Genomic DNA, 20,672 nt, shown 5'->3' on the forward strand with positions numbered 1-20,672 from the left:
ATGGCATTTGGAATTAAGCGCCAGGAATTAAACGAATGGAAAACGAAGGTCGCACGTGGAGAAATTGCGTTTTTGACACATTACTGGTTGGACGAGCGTTTTCCAGAATCCAAAACCGTGACAAAAGTCGGGTGTAGGGATATCGAAAAATTAGCGGCTTGGGGAAAGCAGTACGGATTACAACCAGAGTGGATTGATAAACGAAAAGCCACCATGCCTCATTTTGACTTGTTCGGAGAACGTCGTGATGCGATTCTAAAAAAAGAAGGTCTCGAGCATCTTATTTGGTAGTCATATGGGAATTTAGCTCAAAATATAAAGAAAAGCAGACGCTTGCTACGGCGTCTGCTTTTCTTTAGTTTTAGATATATTTATATTCTGGTTCTTGAGCATCCTGGTTAAACTCAACCTTTAAATCATGCCCATCAAAATACCATAAATCTTTCTCTAGAACATAATAGGTAATACCATTTACCTTTACACTGAAACCAACTGTTGTTTCTGGCTCCTGGTTTGACATTCCAAGAGAAAAACCTTGTTGAACCGGGCTAGCTCCACCATAACGAGCAAAAAAGCGGATATACCCCCCATCCTTGAGATCTAGTTCATCTTGAAACCATTTTGCTGCTTCATCGCTGATTGTAATATTCATAACCAAACTCCTTCCATAATCCATCTGTTCATTATAAGGTTTATGAAAATACCCTGTCTAAGTATTTGCTTTCACACCTTCATTATTATGGCAACAAATAGAAAAAAAACTCCCATATCATAATGGGAGTTTCATTCTTAGCTAGTTTGTTTTCAACGGTTCGGTCATATGAGACATGATTTCTTCGTATTTGCTTTTAGCTTGTTCTAAACCGTATTTTCCTGCCTGTTCTAACGGTACTACTTGATAATTACGTTGCCCGCTACTTGATACATACGTGGGACTAAACTCGGGGTTAGCAAGTTCAATTGTAGTCCCATCTGAGGTAATCTTTTTAATAATGTCGAGTGAAACCATTCCGCCAATATCTTTGTAGTCCCACATTTGCCCTGATAAAAAATTGCCTAGAGAATAAATAACAAAAGCCTTGCGTCCATCGTCAGTTTGTATCCATTCCATCGGTTGCAGAACATGGGGATGATGTCCAAAAACCACATCCACGCCCTCATTCACAATAAAATGAGCTAACTCTTGTTGAATGTTATCAGGAGTGCGTTGATACTCATTTCCCCAATGAATACTCATTACCACGACATCGGCTTGGTCTTTAGCGCGGTGAATTTCTTCTTTCATCGCTGCTTTATCGATTAAGTTGACGAGGAAATCCTTGCCTTCCGGTACTGGAATCCCGTTCGTGCCGTATGTATACGATAGATAAGCAATATTTACCCCGTCATGGTTAAGAATTCGTAGACGTTGTTGGTCCTCAGGGTTTTTGAAGGACCCAACATATGGGAGGCCCACCTCGCTTAAATAACCCATAGAACTTTGAATTCCTTTTTCTCCTTTGTCTAGAGTATGGTTATTGGCCGTTGAAACAATATCCACTCCCGCATCAATCAAAGCATCGCCTACTTCCCGTGGACTATTGAATGTCGGGTACCCTGATAAACCTAGCTCCATGCCTCCTAGAATGGTTTCTTGATTGGCTAAGAGAATGTCAGGTTTTGTGAGGGTGTCCTTTACATGGGAAAACATTGGTTTGAAATCATAGCCCTCGGCTGTTGCTGCGTCTAGAAAAACGGTATCATGAATAAGAATGTCTCCTATTGCTGCAATGTTTACTCTTTCTTGATAGTTTTTCCCTTCTACTAAAATGTCACGTTTGATATGGTCCTCTTTCGCGAACACTCTATTTTCTTGTGTTGAGCTTTGAACGGTTTGGCGGAAAAAGACGCCAGTCGCTCCTGCAATCAGTAGTAGAATCCCAATTGTCAAAATCCATTTGTTGTCCTTTTTCTTCATGTAAACGTTTCACCCTTTTGCTCTTTTGGAGCATTTTTATTTTCCAATCACTATGGATAATATAATATGGATGTTGAGATTTGGTTAAATTTGACGAAAAAGTTCACAAAATGTTCACAACTTGCGTTCAAAAACGAGTTTATTCTACAAAAGTATTGGTTGGGGGGTGAAAAAAGATGTTCAATATAACTGACCGTGCACACACTGCACTCAAAGAAGCAGTCGACAAAGAACAAAATGAAAATGAAAAGCTCTTTATTCGGGTATCCATGGGCATTGGTTGAGGGGGTCCTAAACTACAGTTGTCTCTGGAAGAGCGACCTTTAACAGATGATCACACCTATACCTTTGATGAGCTGAAAGTTCTTATTCATGAGCAGGACTTTATTTATTTTGACCATACAAAATTAGATTATGTCACCGATTCACTAGGTGTTGCTCGTTTTCAACTCTTGCAAGTGTAAGTTTTTTATTCATTAGGCAATTCTATTGCGAAAACACTCAGTTTTAAACGTAAAAAGAGGAAAGGCGACAGTGCCTTTCCTCTTTTTATAGACTTTTTCTTATTTTGTTTTTTTCTTATTAAAAAAATTCACTTTTGGTTCCGTTTTTGCTTTAATTCTACTGATATTCGCTCTATGCCGATAGATAACAAAGGCCATTAAGCAGAAAACGACAATTATTAAGGCAATATCACCAGTAAAGAGGGCATAAATAAAGGTCGCGATCGCTGTTAAAATCGAAGATAACGACACATATTTAGTTAGCAGAAGACTTCCAATAAAAAAGATAAGCATAAACAAAAACAAAAACGGTGCATAGGCTAGCAAAATTCCTCCGGAAGTTGCCACTGCTTTTCCGCCCCTAAATCCTGCGAAAACAGGATACATATGACCAATAACAGCGAAAATCCCTACCAATAGCATATGTAAGTCCACATTAAAGATGAGCGGCAAACTCGCTGCAAGAGTTCCTTTGAGAATATCCCCTAAGGTTACGGCAATTCCTGCTTTAACCCCTAATGTTCGGAAAGTATTGGTTCCGCCTAAATTCCCGCTTCCATGCTCTCGAATATCTTTTTTGTAGAAGAGCTTGCCCACAATTAACCCTGATGGGATTGAACCTAGCAGGTAAGCTAATAAAAGAATAAGACCATTTACTACCATTCAAATTTCCCCTTTAAAAATAATATAGTTATTGTACCACGTTCTTAAGAAATATCTGCTATTTTTTCATTCAAGCTGATTTCCTTTTCTCCTTATCGCAAAACTCAATCTTCTTTAAGTGCATTTCTAGGCGAACGTAGGTTAAAATGGAAGGGAGGACAAGAATAAAAAAGGAAGCGGTGATACATAGTGGCAATTGAAAATCCTAGTCGTGAAGAAATAGGGATCCTTTTAAAAAAATCAAAACGTATTGCTGTAGTAGGGTTAAGTGACAATCCAGAACGGACTTCGTATATGGTATCGAAAGCGATGCAAGACGCAGGGTATGAAATTATTCCTGTGAATCCTAAGGCTGATGTGATTTTAGGAGAAAAGGCAGTTTCGTCGTTAAAAGACATTGAGGGACATGTTGATATTGTTAATATATTCCGGCGCTCTGAGTTCTTGCCAGAAATTGCTCGTGAATTCGCTGAAATTGACGCTGACATCTTCTGGGCGCAGTTAGGGGTTGCCAATGAGGAAGCTTATGATTTTCTAACAGAAAAAGGATCTACTGTCATCATGGACCGCTGTATTAAAGTTGAGCATGCGATGACAAAGTAATCTTATATCTACGCGGGACCAATCTGGTTCCGCGTTTTCCTTCGATTCACTTTGTCGCTTAAAAATGAAGATGAACAATGAATTTCAGGCATACTATACATATTGCACCGACTTTTTTGGTCTTTTTGAGTGTTTTTGAGGGATGGTTGTTAAAATTGTAAGATGCGCCTATCAACCTGGTGGGAACACCTGTTTATAGTTTTAATTATGTTTGCAGCTCTTTTCGCAAAACGGTCGTTTTTGCAGGGAGGATACCTCTGCTCAATCGTCTTAAGTTTTAAGAAAAAGAGCCTTTCAAGGAGTGAGAGGATGAACGAAATCGAGAAGCTAGAACTACAGAAAGAACAAGAACGAGTGAAATGGATTACCTCTCAAATAAAGGAGAAGTTCACTAAACTCGAAAAACATGCAGGAAAAATTGGATCTGAAGCACTACATATCCGCAAGACTTTCTGGGAAGACGTAACCGTTAACTTTGATGAACCAGATGATATTGGTGAAACATATACAAGCATCAAACAACAGGTAGAGCTTTTATCTGAACGGGAGCGCAGCCAAACACAAATTGATAATCAGTTAAGAACCTTAACGAGACTACAGAACTCTCCATACTTTGGGCGAATAGACTTTAACGAAGACGGCGAAGGGACGCTTGAATCGATTTATATTGGGGTAGCTTCGTTCATGGATGCTAAAGAAGAGGAGTTCTTGATTTACGACTGGCGCGCCCCGATATCAAGTCTTTATTATGACTACGCCCCTGGGCCAGCACAATATGAAACAAGCCTTGAAAAAGTCACGGGTGTCATGGAGTTAAAGCGGCAGTTTGTGATAAGAGAAGCGAAAATCAAAGCGATGTTTGATACGGGTGTGACGATTGGCGATGAGATGCTCCAAGAGGTACTTGGAAATAACGCCGATACACAAATGAAAAGCATTGTCGCAACCATTCAGAGGGAACAAAATCAAATTATCCGGAATGAGGATAGTAAGCTCTTAATTGTAAAAGGTGTGGCCGGTAGCGGGAAAACATCTGCGGCGATGCAACGAATTGCTTATTTACTCTATCGCTATCGAACCATTATAAAATCTGAAAACATTATGCTGTTTTCACCCAATCCGATGTTCAATAGCTATGTTGCGACCGTTCTTCCTGAACTAGGAGAAGAAAATATGCAACAAGCGACCTTCCAGGAGTACCTGTTATCAAGAATTGGCAGAGAATATGAACTAGAAGACATTTTTAGCCAAATGGAGTATCTGCTTAGTCAAAACCATGATAAGGACTATCCAATCCGCCTTGAATCGATTCGGTTTAAATCTAGTTTACAATTCAAAGCACTCATTGACTCCTATGTAGAAGCATTGAAAGGCCAAGGCTTGCTGTTTCGGGATATCATCTTCCGTAAACAGATTTTGTTTGCAAAGGAGCAGTTAGCGGACTATTTTTATTCTCTAGATCAAAACGTCTCCATTCCAAACCGAATTCAAATGGTGAAGGAATGGTTGTTAAGGGAATTAAAGCGAAGAGCAAGACAAGAACAAAAGCAAGAATGGGTAGAAGAAGAAATTCAATTTCTCGATAAATCGGAATTTCTTGATGCGTATAAACAGCTGCAAGAAAAAAAAAATTTGATGAAGATACCTTTGATGATTATGAGCGCGAGCAAAAGGTGCTTGCGAGAATGCTGGTGACAAAGCGGATGAAACCAGTCTTTAACTTGGTGAAGAAGTTGAAATTCATAAATTTAAAGGGAATTTATGGGCAATTGTTTCACCATGAACACCATCGGCAGCTTCCAGAAACATGGGGGGGAATTTCAGAGTTAACTTTAAGAGCTTTAAAGCAATCACACATCTATTATGAGGACGCGACCCCCTATCTTTATTTGCAAGATAAAATCGAAGGACGAAAGTCAAATACAAGTATTCGTCATGTGTTTATTGATGAGGCACAAGACTATACTCCGTTTCAATTTGCTTTTATCCGCCAGTTGTTTCCATACAGCAAGGTAACCCTTCTTGGGGATCTGAATCAAGCGGTTTACGCTGGACCAACTGATTCGGAAACCGTGTTAGCGGAGGATGCTCTAGGGATAGAGGAAAAAGAAGTGATTCATTTATCAAGAACCTATCGATCCACAAGACAAATTGTGGAATTCACACGGGAATTACTTGAAGATGGCGATAAAATAGAACCGTTTAACCGCAATGGAGATCTACCAGTGGTCACGATACAAGGAAACGAAGAAAAGCTACTTACTGCTATTATCAGGAGAATGAACGAGTGGAAAACAGGGGGACATAAAACCATTGCTGTTATTTGTCGAACTGAGCAAGAAAGTAAGACTGTCTTTGAGAAAGTTGCCCCTCATTTAGATGTGAGATTAATTGAAAAAGGAACGATTGCTTATGAACGGGGTATTAGTATCATTCCCGCCTATTTAGCAAAAGGGATTGAATTTGATGCGGTTGCTATTTATGATGCCTCTTCATATAAAGAAGAAGGCGAACGCAAACTCTTTTATACAGCCTGCACAAGGGCCATGCATGAGTTAGACTTATTTGCTACAGAAATGCCAGTTTTTCTTAACGGGATTAGCAAAGAACTATATCAGCTTAAACAAGGATAGGGAAGGCCGCTAGATGGCCTCCCCTTATTTCTTAAATCTTAGCGAAAGAAATTCCGCTTTTTATTTACCTTTTCTCTTGTGGAATGTGTCTTTTCTGCCGTAATTAAAGATTTGTTCACATCAATTAATCCACTTCCAAATTCAATGTCCTTTCCTTTTGCCCCAAGATCTCGTGCAGAGGTTTGAATAATGGACATTACTTCGTTATTGGTGAGTTCTGGGTTTGCCGATTTGATTAGGCCAGCAAGTCCAGCAACATGCGGAGCAGCCATCGATGTGCCAGAAAGGGACGCATATTGTTCGTTAAAATACGTACTAGGGATATAGACACCAGGAGCAGAGATATTGATATAACTCCCGTAGTTTGAGAAATCAGCAAGTGTCCCATCGTAATTAACGGCTGAAACACTTAATACTTCTGGATAAGCAGCTGGATAGGAAGGTTGACTCGTGCCATCATTTCCTGCCGCCGCAACCATTACCACATTGTTGTTGTAGGCATATCGAATGGCTCTTTTTAACACATTCGACTCTTTGTAATTCCCAAGGCTAAGATTAATGACATTGGCACCATTGTCGACCGCCCAGATAATGCCCTTCGCAATATCAAAGGTGGTCCCATATCCTTCGGCACTCATCGCCTTAATCGGCATAATTTTATTAAACCAAGTTAAGCCTGCTATCCCTTCTCGGTTATTTGTCTCAGAGGCAATAATCCCGGCTACATGTGTTCCATGTCCGTTATCGTCATCAGGAATTGAATTTTCTCCTAAGATGTTGTATCCTTCAACAAGTCTGTTTACCAAATCAGGGTGATCCAAATCCACACCTGTGTCGATGACCGCAATGGTGATGTCTTCATCACCCTTAGAGATGCTCCAGCCTTGCTCTGTTCCAATAACAGGCAGGTTCCATTGGTATTCTTCTTGATAGAATTGGTCATTTGGTAAATTAAGGGCATTGGCACCGTCTGTGTCATTTTGCATTAATAAATAATGCAATTCAGCAAAGTCCACATTGGCTTTTCCTTTAAAATAATTTAAAACTGTTGGTGCTTCCATACTTCTTGAGCGGAAAAGAAACAGTAAGCCGTCTTTTTTTACCACACGACCATCGATATCTTGCTCCATGTGTTTTAGTTCTTCGTCAGAAGGCAAACTTTTAAAATTTACGGCTACCTCATGATCTAAATAGTGACTGGTATCCTTCTCATTATGATGAAAATGGGTTACTTCATCCCTTTGATCCAGATGTTGCTTAAGTTTATTGCCCTGACCAACGTTGTTAATCTCCATTAGGCCGCGATTGTTGGTGTCTTTATCATTAAGAATTGTCGGCGAATTTTCATTAGAATTTTGTTGTAGGGTGTTCATTCTACGAGGTTGCAACATTGTGTTAGCAGCAATAAGTACTAATACAGCGCAAACTGCAGTGAGTAAAATCTTTTTAGAACGATTCAAGATACAACACTCCTAAGAAAAGTACTTAAGTACTAATAGGTTGGTTCATGGACAAGAAAAATAATGGCGGGAATCATTGGCATATCGGTGATGAAGCGATTTCCAACTCACTGAAGTTTTTTTCAAATTTGTACCCAAAAAGACAAATTTTATGAATAAAATTACGGCCAATTTGAGAAATCAGTTTGCCAAATCAGGATAAATCGCTACAATAAAGCATATGAGACTTAGAAAGTATGGTAAAATATGAGCAAGGCGAACGTGTGTTAGTTCTTTTTTTATGTTTTCTTTAAAGGAAGAATTTACTAAATTGAAATCTTGAAACATTGACAATAGATAAACAAACTGTCAATGTCGTTTTTGTTTGTTATGAAAGGGGTATTTTAGTGGCTAGAAACCAGCAAGCATTTGATTACAACGATGACGCGATACAGGTATTAGAGGGTCTCGAGGCTGTCAGGAAACGTCCAGGAATGTATATTGGTAGTACCGACACTAGAGGCCTTCACCATCTAGTCTACGAAATCGTTGACAACTCTGTTGACGAGGTACTTGCAGGATATGGCGACCATATCATTGTGAAAATACACAAGGATAACTCCATCACTGTTCAGGATAAAGGACGAGGCATGCCAACTGGGATGCATAAGCTGGGAAAGCCAACTCCTGAGGTCATCCTAACCGTCCTACATGCGGGCGGAAAATTCGGTCAAGGTGGTTACAAAACGAGTGGAGGACTTCACGGAGTAGGTGCTTCGGTCGTGAATGCACTTTCTGAAAAGCTCGTTGTCACCATTCGACGTGATGGATTCGTCTACGAACAAAAATTCGAAGATGGTGGGAAACCAGTCACGACTCTTGAAAAAGTCGGCAAGACCAACCAAAGCGGAACAACCATCCACTTTAAACCAGATCCTAAAATTTTTTCTACGATAACTTATAATTATGATACCTTATGCGAACGACTTCGCGAGTCGGCATTTTTGCTTAAAGGACTTAAGATTGAAATTATCGATGAACGCAATGATGTTCGCGAAGTATTTCACTATGAAACCGGCATTCAAGCATTTGTTGAGTATCTAAACGAAGAAAAGGATTCTCTTCATCCTGTTGTGAGCTTTGAAGGAGAGAATAGTGGAATTGAAGTTGATTTTGCTTTCCAATTCAATGATGGGTATTCAGAAAACATTCTTAGCTTTGTTAATAATGTCCGTACAAAGGATGGCGGAACGCACGAGGTTGGGGCGAAAACCGCTATGACTCGTGCTTTCAATGATTATGCGCGCAAAGCAGGTTTGTTAAAGGAAAAAGATAAGAATCTCGATGGGGCAGATATCCGGGAAGGATTATCAGCAATTATCTCTGTTCGTATTCCTGAAGAGCTGTTACAGTTTGAAGGTCAAACGAAGGGAAAGCTTGGGACGAGTGAGGCTCGTTCAGCTGTGGATTCTGTTGTCTCTGAGCATCTCTCGTATTTCTTGGAAGAAAATCCTGAGACAAGTTCACTTTTAATCAAAAAATCCATCAAAGCTTATCAAGCTCGAGAAGCGGCTCGGAAAGCTAGGGAAGATGCTCGTAGTGGCAAAAAACGAAAAAAATCAGAAGCAATGTTGTCAGGGAAATTAACCCCAGCACAAAGCAAAAATTCTGCTAAAAATGAACTTTATCTTGTTGAGGGAGACTCAGCGGGTGGTTCTGCAAAACAGGGACGCGATCGAAAATTCCAAGCTGTCCTTCCTTTACGTGGTAAAGTCATTAATACTGAAAAAGCGAAGCTTCAAGATATCTTTAAAAATGAAGAAATCAACACGATGATTCATGCTATTGGAGCAGGTGTTGGAGCTGATTTCAATCTTGAAGATGTAAATTACGATAAAGTGGTCATCATGACCGATGCTGATACCGATGGAGCGCATATCCAAGTTCTGCTTTTAACATTCTTTTACCGATATATGCGACCACTGATTGAAGGTGGGAAAGTATTCATTGCGTTACCGCCCCTTTATAAGGTCAGCAAAGGGAGTGGAAAAAAGGAAATCATCGAATATGCTTGGAGCGATGACGAACTAGCAGGCGCGATAAAGAAGATTGGAAAAGGCTATATCATTCAGCGTTATAAAGGTCTAGGTGAAATGAACGCCGATCAGCTATGGGATACAACCATGAACCCAGAATCTAGAACATTGATTCGCGTTAAAATTGACGATGCTGCCCGTGCTGAACGCAGAGTCACGACGTTAATGGGGGACAAAGTTGAACCCCGACGAAAGTGGATTGAATCGAATGTTGCGTTTACATTAGACGAAGGCGACACCATCTTAGAAAATGAAAACATTACCGTTATAGAGGAGGGTTCAGAAGAATGAGCTCAATAGAAAAATTTCGCGACCTCCCTCTCGAAGAAGTCATTGGCGACCGTTTTGGTCGCTATAGTAAATATATCATTCAAGAACGTGCACTACCTGATGCCCGTGATGGGCTGAAACCCGTTCAGCGCCGGATCTTGTATGCCATGTACGCTGAGGGAAACACTCACGAAAAGGGCTTTAGAAAATCGGCCAAAACAGTCGGGAACGTCATCGGGAATTACCATCCACATGGAGATTCATCTGTTTATGATGCCATGGTCCGCCTGAGTCAGGATTGGAAGGTTCGAAATGTCTTAATCCAGATGCATGGAAACAATGGGAGTAATGATGGCGATCCACCTGCAGCGATGAGGTATACGGAGGCAAGACTTTCCGCTATTGCCGCAGAATTATTACGAGATATTGATAAAAACACAGTTGAGTTTATTCCGAATTTTGATGATACTTCGAAGGAACCAACTGTTTTGCCATCCATGTTTCCTAATTTACTTGTTAATGGGTCGACAGGGATTTCAGCAGGATATGCTACCGATATCCCGCCACATTCCCTTGATGAAATAGTCGAAGGCGTCATTATGCGTATGGACAACCCTAATTGTTCTGTGGAGGAGTTAATGACCGTCATTAAGGGACCAGATTTCCCAACGGGAGGCATTATACAGGGCGTAGAAGGAATTTTAAAAGCCTATAAAACAGGTAAGGGTAAAGTGATTGTTCGCGGAAAAACAGAAATTGAAACCATCCGTGGTGGAAGACAACAAATTGTCATTACAGAAATTCCTTTTGAAGTAAACAAAGCGAATCTAGTCAAACGGATGGATGAACTCCGAATTGACCGTAAAGTAGAGGGTATCTCTGAAGTTCGCGATGAAACGGATCGTACAGGTTTGCGGATTGTCGTGGAGCTTAAGAAAGATGCCGATGCAAACGGAGTTCTGCACTATTTTTACAAAAATACGGATCTACAAATCACTTACAACTTCAATATGGTCGCAATTCATAATAAACGTCCTAAACAAATGGGATTACATGATTTACTTGACGCCTATATTGCTCATCAACGGGAAGTGGTCACAAGGCGTTCTCAGTTTGACCTTCAAAAGGCTAAAGATCGTCAACATATTGTTGAGGGTTTGATTAAAGCTCTGTCGATTCTTGATGAAGTAATTGCGACGATTCGTGCTTCTAAAGATAAACGTGATGCTAAAAATAACTTGATTAGTAAGTTTGCTTTCACTGAGGCACAAGCGGAAGCGATTGTTTCCTTGCAGTTATATCGATTAACCAACACGGATGTAACCGCTCTACAAGCAGAGCAGGAAGAGCTTGCAAAGAAAATTGATGAGCTCGTAGCCATTTTGGAAAGTGAGAAAAAATTGTTATCTGTCATTAAAAAGGAATTAAAAGAAGTGAAAAAACGCTTTGCTGATGGACGAAGAACCAAAATAGAAGATGAGATTGAAGAAATCAAAATCAACTTAGAGGTTCTGATTGCCAGCGAGGATGTCATTGTGACGGTTACGAAGGATGGTTACATCAAACGCACAAGTCAGCGTTCCTTCGCGGCTTCAAATGGCAAAGATTTTGCGATGAAGGATACCGATAGACTTCTAGCTCAACTTGATATGAATACGAAAGAGGTTTTACTTCTATTCACAAATAAAGGCAGCTATCTTTACCTGCCGGTTCATGAGTTGCCAGATATTCGTTGGAAAGACTTAGGACAGCATATTGCCAATATTGTTCCGCTTGAACGTGATGAGCACATTATTAAGGCGATTCCTGTTAAAGACTTTGAGCAAGAGGTTTTCCTTCTTTTTGTAACAAAAAATGGAATGGTAAAGAAAACAGAATTGAAACAATACAAAGCACAACGATACTCTAAAACGTTAACGGCGATGAATCTGAAAGGTGACGATGAGACCATCGAAGTACATCTTTCAGATGGGAATAATAGCTTATTCCTCGTTACACATCTAGGGTATGCTCTCTGGTTCTCAGAGGAAGAGATTAGTCCAATCGGAATTCGAGCTGCAGGTGTGAAGGGAATCAACTTGAAGGATGACGACTATGTAATCGGTGGTAAAATCATTGATGGTTCAAAAGAACAGTCGGTTATCTTAGCCACACAGCGTGGAGCGGTGAAGAAGATGAAACTTAGTGAGTTTGAATTAGGTTCTCGGGCAAAACGCGGTGTCATTATGCTTCGCGAACTTAAAAGCAATCCACATCGTGTCGCAGGGTTTGAAGTGGCGAAAAATCAAGATGAGATCTTCTTGTTCACTGAAAAACAGAAAACGTACACACTAACACCAGAATCTCTCCGGTTTAATGACCGCTATTCAAACGGTTCATTTGTCTTTGATGAAAATGAGAGTGGGAAGCTACAAGAAATGTGGAAACAAGAAGTAACAGAGGAACAAGCAAAGAACGAAGAATCATAAATTGTCACTGTTTTGTCAAAAACATGTACCCTGGTTCAAAGAACTGGGGTGCTTTTTATGTGAAAATTTACTCTATACTTGCGCCTCATGCTTTTACATAGAGAAGGATTCTACATACTTATATTTTTGTTTTTTTGGAACAATAAATGAAATACAGCAATAAAATGAGCGACCTAGATTTACATTAAAAGGAGTCTTTAAATGGAAAAACTACTAGAGATAGTAAATACAAACGTCAATTTTTTAAATGATCTAATGTGGAGTTACATCCTCATTGCAGCACTTATTATTTTAGGTTTATATTTTTCAATCCGAACCAACTTTGTCCAAATTCGTTTATTTGGTGAGATGTTTCGAATTCTCGGTGATAAACCCGTACTAAGTAATGGAAGGAAAAAAGGGCTATCCTCGTTTCAAGCATTCACCATTTCTGCAGCCTCCCGTGTAGGCACAGGGAATCTTGCAGGGGTTGCTACCGCGATATCTGCTGGTGGTCCTGGTGCTGTGTTCTGGATGTGGTTAATTGCTTTCATTGGGGCAGCATCAAGTTTTGTTGAGAGTACTCTTGCGCAGATATATAAAGTGAAAGATAAAGATGGCTTCCGCGGTGGTCCTGCTTATTATATGGAAAAAGGCTTGAACAAGCGTTGGATGGGGATCATCTTTGCCGTTATCATTACCTTTAGTTTTGGGCTTGTATTTAATTCCGTCCAATCAAATACGATTTCACTTGCCGTTACGCAGGCATTTGGGATTAACCGAGTGTGGGTTGGTGTCGTGTTAGCTATTTTGACGGCAATCATCATTTTTGGTGGGGTGAAACGGATAGCCCATGTTTCTCAAATAATTGTTCCAATAATGGCGGTTCTCTATCTTATCTTGGCTTTGTACGTAGTGATTGTTAATTTTACAGAAATTCCTATGATGGTTTCGCTTATCCTAAAAAATGCGTTTGGTCTTCAGGAAGCAGTTGGCGGTGGAATGGGTGCAGCTGTTATGATGGGAATTAAACGTGGATTATTCTCGAATGAAGCGGGGATGGGGAGTGCTCCAAATGCTGCGGCAACCGCTGCTGTTACACACCCTGCTAAACAAGGTCTGATTCAAACTCTTGGGGTATTCGTTGATACCATCCTAATTTGTTCCGCAACCGCTTTTATCATCATTCTTTCTGGTGCATACACAAATCCTGACTTAACGGGGATTGAACTTACCCAAGTTGCACTTAGTAGTCATGTTGGCTCATGGGCGCCGGCATTTGTTAGTATTGCAATATTCCTATTTGCCTTTTCCTCGATTGTTGGGAATTATTATTATGGTGAAACGAATATTGAGTTTATCAAAGATAATAAACCAGCGTTATTTATTTACCGCCTTGCAGTTGTCGCGATGGTCTACTTCGGCTCGTTGGCAGACTTAGCCATTGTTTGGAATCTTGCGGATTTGTTTATGGGCGTTATGGCTATTATTAATCTGATTGCGATTGCTTTGCTTGGTAAGATAGCCTTTGCAGCCTTAAAGGACTATCAAGCTCAACGAAAGCAGCACAAAGATCCTACTTTCTTTGCTGACAGTATTCTTGGATTGCAAGGCGCTGAGACTTGGGAAACTCGCGAAAAACAGGGAAAATAAGGTGGATATTGTAAGACCCTCTATATCATATAGGGGGTTTTTTATGTATATCTCTCCCAAAAAATGGACAGTTTACTGGTAAAAGGAAAAAAGGTGGGGAGATTATGAAACGATTTATCATTCTACCAACAATTTTTATTCTTTCACTAATCGCTGCAACCGTTTATGCCGCAGATAAACAAGCTCAGAACGAGATTGTACAAGAACTAATGGATGTAACTGGAGATGGAAAAGACGATACCATCACCATAACCGGTGTTCCTTTTGAGGAAGGAAGCTTATTTCTGAAAGAAATTTCAATGAAAATAAAGACTTCTGAAGGGGAAAAGTTCCACACTGAGCTTGAAGGGGGCTATGAACCATCTTTAGCCTTTAAAGATTTTAATCATGATGGTGTGAAGGACGTCCTAGTTCGTGTTGAAACAGGAGGTAGTGGGGGCACATCCAATTATGAGCTCTATTCTTTCAAGGATGCTAAGCAAGTGGATATGGGTGTTCCTGAGCCATTAACAATTATTAGCCAGTTTGAGGAAGGGTATAAAGCGAGTATTCAAATCGAAGAAACCGGTAAATTATATACCTTTAATTTATTTGACAGAAAAGAGAAATACGATCGCTTAGGATTATATCAAAACGGCAAATTAAATGAGCCGATGGAGCTGATGGTGTTGCCGTATAGTACATTAAAACCGGTATTTGTTCACGAGAAACAAATTGGTTTTAAAGGGGTTCAACGCATTAGTGGTGTGGGCAATGTAGACACGATTGGGTTTGTGGAGTCTTCCTGGATTTTAGAAAACGGAGAATGGAAACAAACGGATACCAAAGTTCAAAAAAGCTTGAAAACAAAAAAGAAGAAAAAGAATAAATAGGCATATGTAACGAATCCTCTTTCGCTATCATAGGCTATGGTAAGAAAAGGTAATATTTCCTGAAAGGGGTTCTCTTGCCATGTCCACATTCAATCCAGATCGATTGAATACGATATATATTCCTCCGGTTAGCACCTTTGGTCCAATAAGTGGAAGGAAGTATACATTGACCCACTCCGATGATACAGGAGAGTTGTTTCTAACAATCGGAAAAAAATACGATGTGGGAGCAATCGATCCAACCCTTCGTGATGAAGTACTCGCAGAGTGGCAGACTAGAAACGGAGAATATTTATTATTAGCAAAGGTCTATATTAGTGGGGGGGAGTACGATAAAAAATTCTCCCAGGTTCGTTACATGATTTTTAAAAAGGATCTTTCTTTAGCCTTAACAGGGATTGTTTATGGCGATCAGCAGTTCTATACAAATTCACCTTGGCTGTTGGATTGCCCAATTCTTGTGCATTTTGAATCGGTTTATCCAGAATTCAACGAAGTGTTGTATTATGGAACACCAAGGCAGTACTTAACTGCTGCTAGAAATCAACCTATGAGCAAGACACAGGCATAAGCTTGTGTTTTTTTGTTTTATTTTGATTGGGGATTTGGATGGGTAGGTAACTGAACTAAACAAACATCATAATAATATTATGTTAACTAAGATGGAAGATTGACAGCAGTGGTTATTAAATCATAGAAGCATTAAACGTTAAATCAACCTAGAGTGAATCAGATAGCAAAATTGAATTGGGCTTAGAGTATGGTTGCGTGAGAATTTAAAGTTCGAATTTGTTTAATTCACTTAGTGATTGTAAATAGGTTAAAACTTAAGATAGTTGCAATTGTTTAACTGAAAACAATAATTACGCACAAATCCGTTTTTTATCCAATTTTGATTTTCTGTCTCACTATGTTAAGTATACTTAGGTATTGAGACCACTGATTGCTTTCGATTCATTGCTTCCGAGAATATATATTATGTAAACTAGAAGCGGATTTGCTCAACTATTTCATTTGTCATCACTTATACCCCCAATTAAACTAAATTATAGCATGACTACCAGTATTGGTGAATTTTCAGATCGAATTACAGATAGATTATCCGCACTATATCGGTATCCAACATCCATTTTTCTAAATAGGAGGTAAATTTAATGACTTAAATATTATAAGATCCACCAAAATATTATGTTAGGTTTCTTTACATATTAGTAGTTACAACCATTAAATTCTCTTATAGTTTACCTATAAAACAACCAAAACGATTCAATAGTATGTAAAGAATAAAGGAGGAAGTTGTAATGGCACAAACTGATAAGGATTATGCATTAACACCTGTTCCCAAAGATAAGCGTAAAGGTTTTATTTCCATGTTTTTCGTTATGCTTGGCTTTACCTTTTTCTCATCCAGTATGGTTGCTGGTGGTACATTAGGACAAGGATTGGATATGAAGCAATTTATCATCACGGTCCTGATTGGAAACCTAATTCTTGGGATTTATGCTAGTTTATTAGGCTTAGTTGGTGCGAAATCTGGCTTAACCACCCACCTACTAACCAGTCACTCTTTCGGTAAAAAAGGATCGTATTTAACTTCCTTTTTATTAAGTGCCATCCAGGTTGGATGGTTTGGTGTTGGTGTTGCCACCTTTGCCATTATGGTGAACAAAGCCACCGGTATAAACTTAATCTTACTAATCATTATTTCTGGAATTTTGATGACATCAACTGCTTATTGGGGCATGAAAGCTTTAACGATACTAAGTATGGTAGCTGTTCCGGCAATTGCCATTCTCGGAAGCTTTTCTATCTTCCAAGCAACCGAGGAAGTGGGTGGATTTGCTTCATTAATGCAATTAGAACCGTCTGAAACCATGACCTATACGCTAGCTCTTTCGATTTGTATAGGTTCATTTATTGGCGGGGCTACCTTAACTGCAGATTTTACGCGGTTCTCCAAGTCCAAATTGAACGGTTTTTTAACAACATTTATTGCTTATTTTATCGGAAACTCCTTAATGTTTGCCTTCGGGATGGTTGGTACACTTGCCTTAGGTTTAGCTGATGTCTCCGACGTGATGTTTGCTCAAGGATTATTAATTCCAGCCATTGTCGTTTTAGGCTTAAATATTTGGTCAACGAATGATAATTCCTTATACACCTCTGGGCTAGGGTTCTCACACATTACGAAGCTTCCTAAGAACAAAATTGTGATCTTTAATGGTTTAGTTGGTACCATTCTTTCCCTAGTGGTTTATAACAATTTTATTAGTTGGTTAACCTTGCTTGGCTCTACCATCCCTTCAATAGGGGCCATCATTTTGGCAGATTATTTCTTGCTTCGCAGGAAAGATGGTTATCAGGAAAAGAAAATGAAAAACGTTCAAATCAGTGCGGTTATTGCTTGGGTATTCGGTATCGTTGCAGCGAACCTGCTCCCTGGTATCCCGCCTGTCAATGCTATCATTACATCCGTAGTCGTCTATTCTATTGCCACTGCTATTGAGCATGGCGTGCTTAGAAATAAAAAGGGTGTTAGTCAACCTTATCCTCAAATGGAGAAAATATAAAAGAAAAAACCTCTATCTTTGATTATTTTGGTAGAGGTTTTTTCTTTTACATAATTGAGATAAGATCTTCTTCCGAGTTCTTATTTAAATAGTATAGAACATGCGTTTTCGATCCCTTAAATGTCTATCAGTTCTACTCATTTCTTTTAACAAAACGTTTGGCAACTCTTTAATAAATAATAACTTCATTTGGGAGTTTATTAAAATTCACGTTAGATTTTCTTACATAAGTCAAGTAATCATGACAATTTTGCATTTATATTGTAAACATGTTAGGTAAAGTTACGTCAAAAAATGTAAAAGATTAAAGGAGATGTGATTATAAATGTTCATTCAAAATGCAAAGTTATACGGTCAAGAAGGATTGTGGGATCTACATATAATAGAAAATAAAATTTTCAGTGTTACACCTGCTCAACAATCACCTAATCCTTCGGGTGAAAAGGTCATTGATGTTAACGGAAAAATCGTTCTCCCTCCTTTTGTAGAACCTCATATTCATTTAGATTATGTGTTAACTGCAGGAACTCCGAGGTGGAATCAATCGGGAACCTTATTTGAAGGAATTCAAATTTGGTCAGAACGTAAAAAGGTCGTCAAGGAATCAAAAGAAGAGATTAAAAATCGAGCTTTACAAGCGCTCCACATGCAAATAAAACATGGTGTTCAGCATGTAAGAACACATGTCGATATTACAGATCCAAGTTTACTAGGTTTAGAGGCCTTATTAGAAGTAAAGGAAGAAATCAAGCCATATGTTGATCTCCAACTTGTCGCTTTTCCACAGGAAGGGATCTATTCTTATCCAAAAGGAGATGAATTATTAGAGGAAGCCTTAAAAATGGGTGCGGATGTCGTCGGTGGTATTCCCCATTATGAATTCACACGAGAAGATGGCGTTCGTTCTGTACAAAAATCAATGGAGTTAGCCTATCGGTATGGGAAAATGGTTGATATTCACTGCGATGAGATTGACGACGAACAATCACGCTTTGTCGAAGTTGTCGCAGCAGAAGCTTATAAATTAGGGATGGGTGAATGGGTGACGGCTAGTCATACAACAGCCATGGGGTCTTATAATGATGCTTATACTTACAAACTTTTTAAACTATTGAAGCAATCAAACATCAACTTCGTTTCCCTTCCTAAAGCCAACTTACATTTACAAGGCAGATTTGATAGCTATCCAAAACGCCGTGGGTTAACGCGAGTAAAAGAGCTATTAGAGGCAGATATGAATGTATGTTTTGGATTGGATTCTATCATGGATCCCTGGTACCCACTCGGTGATGGAAATCTAATGTCGGTTGTCGATACCGGATTACATGCATGTCATATGACAGGATATAACGATATTGTCTCGGCATTAAATCTCATCACAACAAATGGAGCCAAAACCTTAAATCTACTAGATACGTATGGAATCAAAGAAGGCAATCCAGCAAACCTAGTTGTCATTGACGCAACCTCGGAGTACGATGTGATTCGATTGCAATCAACTGTCCTATATTCAATCCGAAACGGAGAAGTACTTGTTGAAACAAAACCAGCAGAAACAAAGGTGAATATGTTAAATGAATATTTAACCTTATAAACTATCAACATAGGTTAAATGAGCATATATAAAAAGCGATCCCTTATTTACTATTGAGGGATCGCTCTTTATCGTACAAAGTTTAAAACCTTAAGACTACAGGAAATCAGTTCCCCATTTATGATCTGTAACTGTCTCCTCACCAGGTGCTGGAAGCTATGTAACAGTATAACAAAGGTATTAAAGGGCTTGAATTGGATGAATGGTCTTTTCCAAATGACCTTTTTAATCAATAGGTGTTCCATCAATCTCCGTTTGTCATCTCTTTACAAAAACTGATACAACACCGAAAGAATAACTGGTGTGATAATGGCGGCTGCGCCCATTGCTACACTTGAAACTCCGCCTTGGATAGGACCTTCTCCCATTATCTGACTAGTACCAATCGCATGAGAAACAGTTCCGATACTAAGCCCTCGTGAGAATGGCTCAGAAATGTTCATCATGGTTAGTAAAGCAGGTCCGAAAATTGCACCAAATAGACCTGAGGCAACGACTAAAGCCGCGGCTAATGTAGGATCACCGCCAATTATTTGAACGGTCTCAATGGCCACTGGGGTCGTAACAGCCTTCACCGCAGAAGCCGCCTGTATGTTTTCAGATAAATGGAATGCCCTGGATAACCATACAGCAGAAACGATGGATGAAAGCGTCCCGATAATCAATCCTACAATAGCTGGCATCAATTTTTGCTTAATAATGTCTTTATTTTTATACAATGGAACTGCAAGAGCAACAGTGGCGGGACCTAGCAATGCGGTAATCCATTCTTTTGCAGGTGTGTAGGCATCATAACTTATTCCTGAGAAATGAAAGATGCAAATCATGATAATCGTTGTGGTTAAAATCGGAATCGTAAACGGAGATGGGAAACGATGTGCTAATTTCCTTGCACCCATATAGATAATAATCGTTAGCAAAATATTAATGAGAGTGAGACTGTTCATGATAGTTTTCTTCCTTTTGTACTTTCTTAGTTGATAGAAATTGGGTAAATCCCCCTGTGACGAATAAACCGATAAAGCTACTGGCCGCAATCATCACGAATAATTGAATGCCACTTGTTTTGATCAAGCCGCCATAATCCATCAAGCCGATCGCAATGGGAATAAAAAATAACGAAAGATGTTTCAACAAGAACGAGGCCGCAACTTCGATATACCGTAACTGAACAGTTCCATTCCTCAATAAGATATATAAAAGAATCATCCCCAAGACACTAGCAGGTAAAGGTATATCTAGGAATCTCACAATATAGTTTGAAACCTGATAGATTGCATAAAGAAAAAATAATTGTACGAAAAACATCAAAGTATGTTTCATCAGATCATTTCCTTTCGAGAACCAAAATAAAATTATATCAAGGATGGAG

General features: G+C 39.3%; 16 protein-coding genes and 1 pseudogene. 11 read left to right on the top strand and 6 right to left on the bottom strand.

Going from position 1 to position 20,672, the window contains the following annotated elements; all coding sequences use genetic code 11:
• Entirely contained in the window at window positions 1-291 is a 291-nt protein-coding gene (locus H0185_RS04630) for a hypothetical protein (RefSeq protein ID WP_221871635.1), read from the top strand.
• Between the two features lie 70 nt (window positions 292-361).
• Here H0185_RS04630 and H0185_RS04635 read toward each other — a convergent pair whose 3' ends face one another.
• Both H0185_RS04635 and H0185_RS04640 read right to left on the bottom strand, forming a co-directional pair.
• Window positions 362-652, bottom strand: coding sequence for a HesB/YadR/YfhF family protein (locus H0185_RS04635; RefSeq protein WP_221871637.1), 291 nt, complete (start codon window positions 650-652; stop codon window positions 362-364).
• 141 nt (window positions 653-793) lie between these two features.
• Window positions 794-1,957 (bottom strand): CapA family protein, encoded by a 1,164-nt coding sequence (locus tag H0185_RS04640; protein WP_221871638.1) that lies wholly within the window; start codon window positions 1,955-1,957, stop codon window positions 794-796.
• A 302-nt stretch (window positions 1,958-2,259) separates the two neighbouring features.
• On the opposite strand from H0185_RS04640, the gene H0185_RS04645 reads away from it, so the two are divergent.
• Window positions 2,260-2,421 (top strand): hypothetical protein, encoded by a 162-nt coding sequence (locus H0185_RS04645; protein ID WP_221871938.1) that lies wholly within the window; start codon window positions 2,260-2,262, stop codon window positions 2,419-2,421.
• Between the two features lie 99 nt (window positions 2,422-2,520).
• Here the strand turns inward: H0185_RS04645 and plsY are convergent, their stop codons facing one another.
• Window positions 2,521-3,123 (bottom strand): glycerol-3-phosphate 1-O-acyltransferase PlsY, encoded by a 603-nt coding sequence (gene plsY, locus H0185_RS04650; protein WP_221871640.1) that lies wholly within the window; start codon window positions 3,121-3,123, stop codon window positions 2,521-2,523.
• A 189-nt stretch (window positions 3,124-3,312) separates the two neighbouring features.
• Here plsY and H0185_RS04655 point away from each other — a divergent pair, with 189 nt between their 5' ends.
• Window positions 3,313-3,726, top strand: a complete 414-nt coding sequence (locus H0185_RS04655; RefSeq protein WP_221871642.1) for a CoA-binding protein — start codon at window positions 3,313-3,315, stop codon at window positions 3,724-3,726.
• Window positions 3,727-4,035: 309 nt separating this feature from the next.
• Window positions 4,036-6,359 (top strand): annotated as a pseudogene (gene helD / locus H0185_RS04660) (RNA polymerase recycling motor HelD).
• Window positions 6,360-6,397: 38 nt separating this feature from the next.
• Here the strand turns inward: helD and H0185_RS04665 are convergent.
• Window positions 6,398-7,819: a S8 family peptidase gene (locus H0185_RS04665; protein WP_246629003.1), complete on the bottom strand. Its 1,422-nt coding sequence runs from the start codon at window positions 7,817-7,819 to the stop codon at window positions 6,398-6,400.
• Between the two features lie 386 nt (window positions 7,820-8,205).
• Between H0185_RS04665 and parE the strand changes: the two genes are divergently transcribed.
• From parE to codA, 7 genes are all read left to right on the top strand, one after another.
• Window positions 8,206-10,185: a DNA topoisomerase IV subunit B gene (gene parE, locus H0185_RS04670; protein ID WP_221871644.1), complete on the top strand. Its 1,980-nt coding sequence runs from the start codon at window positions 8,206-8,208 to the stop codon at window positions 10,183-10,185.
• Window positions 10,182-12,632, top strand: a complete 2,451-nt coding sequence (parC, locus tag H0185_RS04675) for a DNA topoisomerase IV subunit A (RefSeq protein ID WP_221871646.1) — start codon at window positions 10,182-10,184, stop codon at window positions 12,630-12,632. Before parE ends, parC begins: the two co-directional genes overlap by 4 nt.
• Before the next feature lie 201 nt (window positions 12,633-12,833).
• Entirely contained in the window at window positions 12,834-14,264 is a 1,431-nt protein-coding gene (locus H0185_RS04680) for an alanine/glycine:cation symporter family protein (protein ID WP_221871648.1), read from the top strand.
• Window positions 14,265-14,368: 104 nt separating this feature from the next.
• Window positions 14,369-15,136 (top strand): hypothetical protein, encoded by a 768-nt coding sequence (locus H0185_RS04685; RefSeq protein WP_221871650.1) that lies wholly within the window; start codon window positions 14,369-14,371, stop codon window positions 15,134-15,136.
• A 79-nt stretch (window positions 15,137-15,215) separates the two neighbouring features.
• The gene (locus tag H0185_RS04690) at window positions 15,216-15,707 is read left to right on the top strand and encodes a staygreen family protein (protein ID WP_221871652.1); all 492 of its coding nucleotides are present in this window, start codon (window positions 15,216-15,218) and stop codon (window positions 15,705-15,707) included.
• Between the two features lie 730 nt (window positions 15,708-16,437).
• Entirely contained in the window at window positions 16,438-17,706 is a 1,269-nt protein-coding gene (codB, locus tag H0185_RS04695) for a cytosine permease (protein WP_221871654.1), read from the top strand.
• Window positions 17,707-18,031: 325 nt separating this feature from the next.
• Complete coding sequence (gene codA / locus H0185_RS04700; RefSeq protein WP_221871655.1) at window positions 18,032-19,300, top strand: cytosine deaminase; 1,269 nt, start codon at window positions 18,032-18,034, stop codon at window positions 19,298-19,300.
• Between the two features lie 266 nt (window positions 19,301-19,566).
• On the opposite strand, the gene H0185_RS04705 is transcribed toward codA, so the two are convergent.
• The gene (locus H0185_RS04705; RefSeq protein ID WP_221871657.1) at window positions 19,567-20,247 is read right to left on the bottom strand and encodes an LrgB family protein; all 681 of its coding nucleotides are present in this window, start codon (window positions 20,245-20,247) and stop codon (window positions 19,567-19,569) included.
• Window positions 20,225-20,623 carry a CidA/LrgA family protein gene (locus H0185_RS04710; protein ID WP_246629005.1) on the bottom strand — a complete coding sequence of 133 codons (399 nt, stop codon included), beginning with the start codon at window positions 20,621-20,623 and terminating at the stop codon, window positions 20,225-20,227. Before H0185_RS04710 ends, H0185_RS04705 begins: the two co-directional genes overlap by 23 nt.
• Between the last annotated feature and the right edge of the window lie 49 nt (window positions 20,624-20,672).

Source organism: Mesobacillus maritimus, from assembly GCF_019749255.1.
GTDB lineage: Bacteria > Bacillota > Bacilli > Bacillales > Cytobacillaceae > Mesobacillus_B > Mesobacillus_B maritimus_A.

Bases quoted from the DNA above. Each gene is read 5' to 3' on its own strand.
- H0185_RS04630 (WP_221871635.1), top strand. From the start codon at position 1: ATGGCATTTGGAATTAAGCGCCAGGAATTAAACGAATGGAAAACGAAG.
- H0185_RS04635 (WP_221871637.1), bottom strand. From the start codon at position 652: ATGAATATTACAATCAGCGATGAAGCAGCAAAATGGTTTCAAGATGAA.
- H0185_RS04640 (WP_221871638.1), bottom strand. From the start codon at position 1,957: ATGAAGAAAAAGGACAACAAATGGATTTTGACAATTGGGATTCTACTA.
- plsY (WP_221871640.1), bottom strand. From the start codon at position 3,123: ATGGTAGTAAATGGTCTTATTCTTTTATTAGCTTACCTGCTAGGTTCA.
- parC (WP_221871646.1), top strand. From the start codon at position 10,182: ATGAGCTCAATAGAAAAATTTCGCGACCTCCCTCTCGAAGAAGTCATT.
- H0185_RS04680 (WP_221871648.1), top strand. From the start codon at position 12,834: ATGGAAAAACTACTAGAGATAGTAAATACAAACGTCAATTTTTTAAAT.
- H0185_RS04685 (WP_221871650.1), top strand. From the start codon at position 14,369: ATGAAACGATTTATCATTCTACCAACAATTTTTATTCTTTCACTAATC.
- H0185_RS04690 (WP_221871652.1), top strand. From the start codon at position 15,216: ATGTCCACATTCAATCCAGATCGATTGAATACGATATATATTCCTCCG.
- codB (WP_221871654.1), top strand. From the start codon at position 16,438: ATGGCACAAACTGATAAGGATTATGCATTAACACCTGTTCCCAAAGAT.
- codA (WP_221871655.1), top strand. From the start codon at position 18,032: ATGTTCATTCAAAATGCAAAGTTATACGGTCAAGAAGGATTGTGGGAT.
- H0185_RS04705 (WP_221871657.1), bottom strand. From the start codon at position 20,247: ATGAACAGTCTCACTCTCATTAATATTTTGCTAACGATTATTATCTAT.
- H0185_RS04710 (WP_246629005.1), bottom strand. From the start codon at position 20,623: ATGAAACATACTTTGATGTTTTTCGTACAATTATTTTTTCTTTATGCA.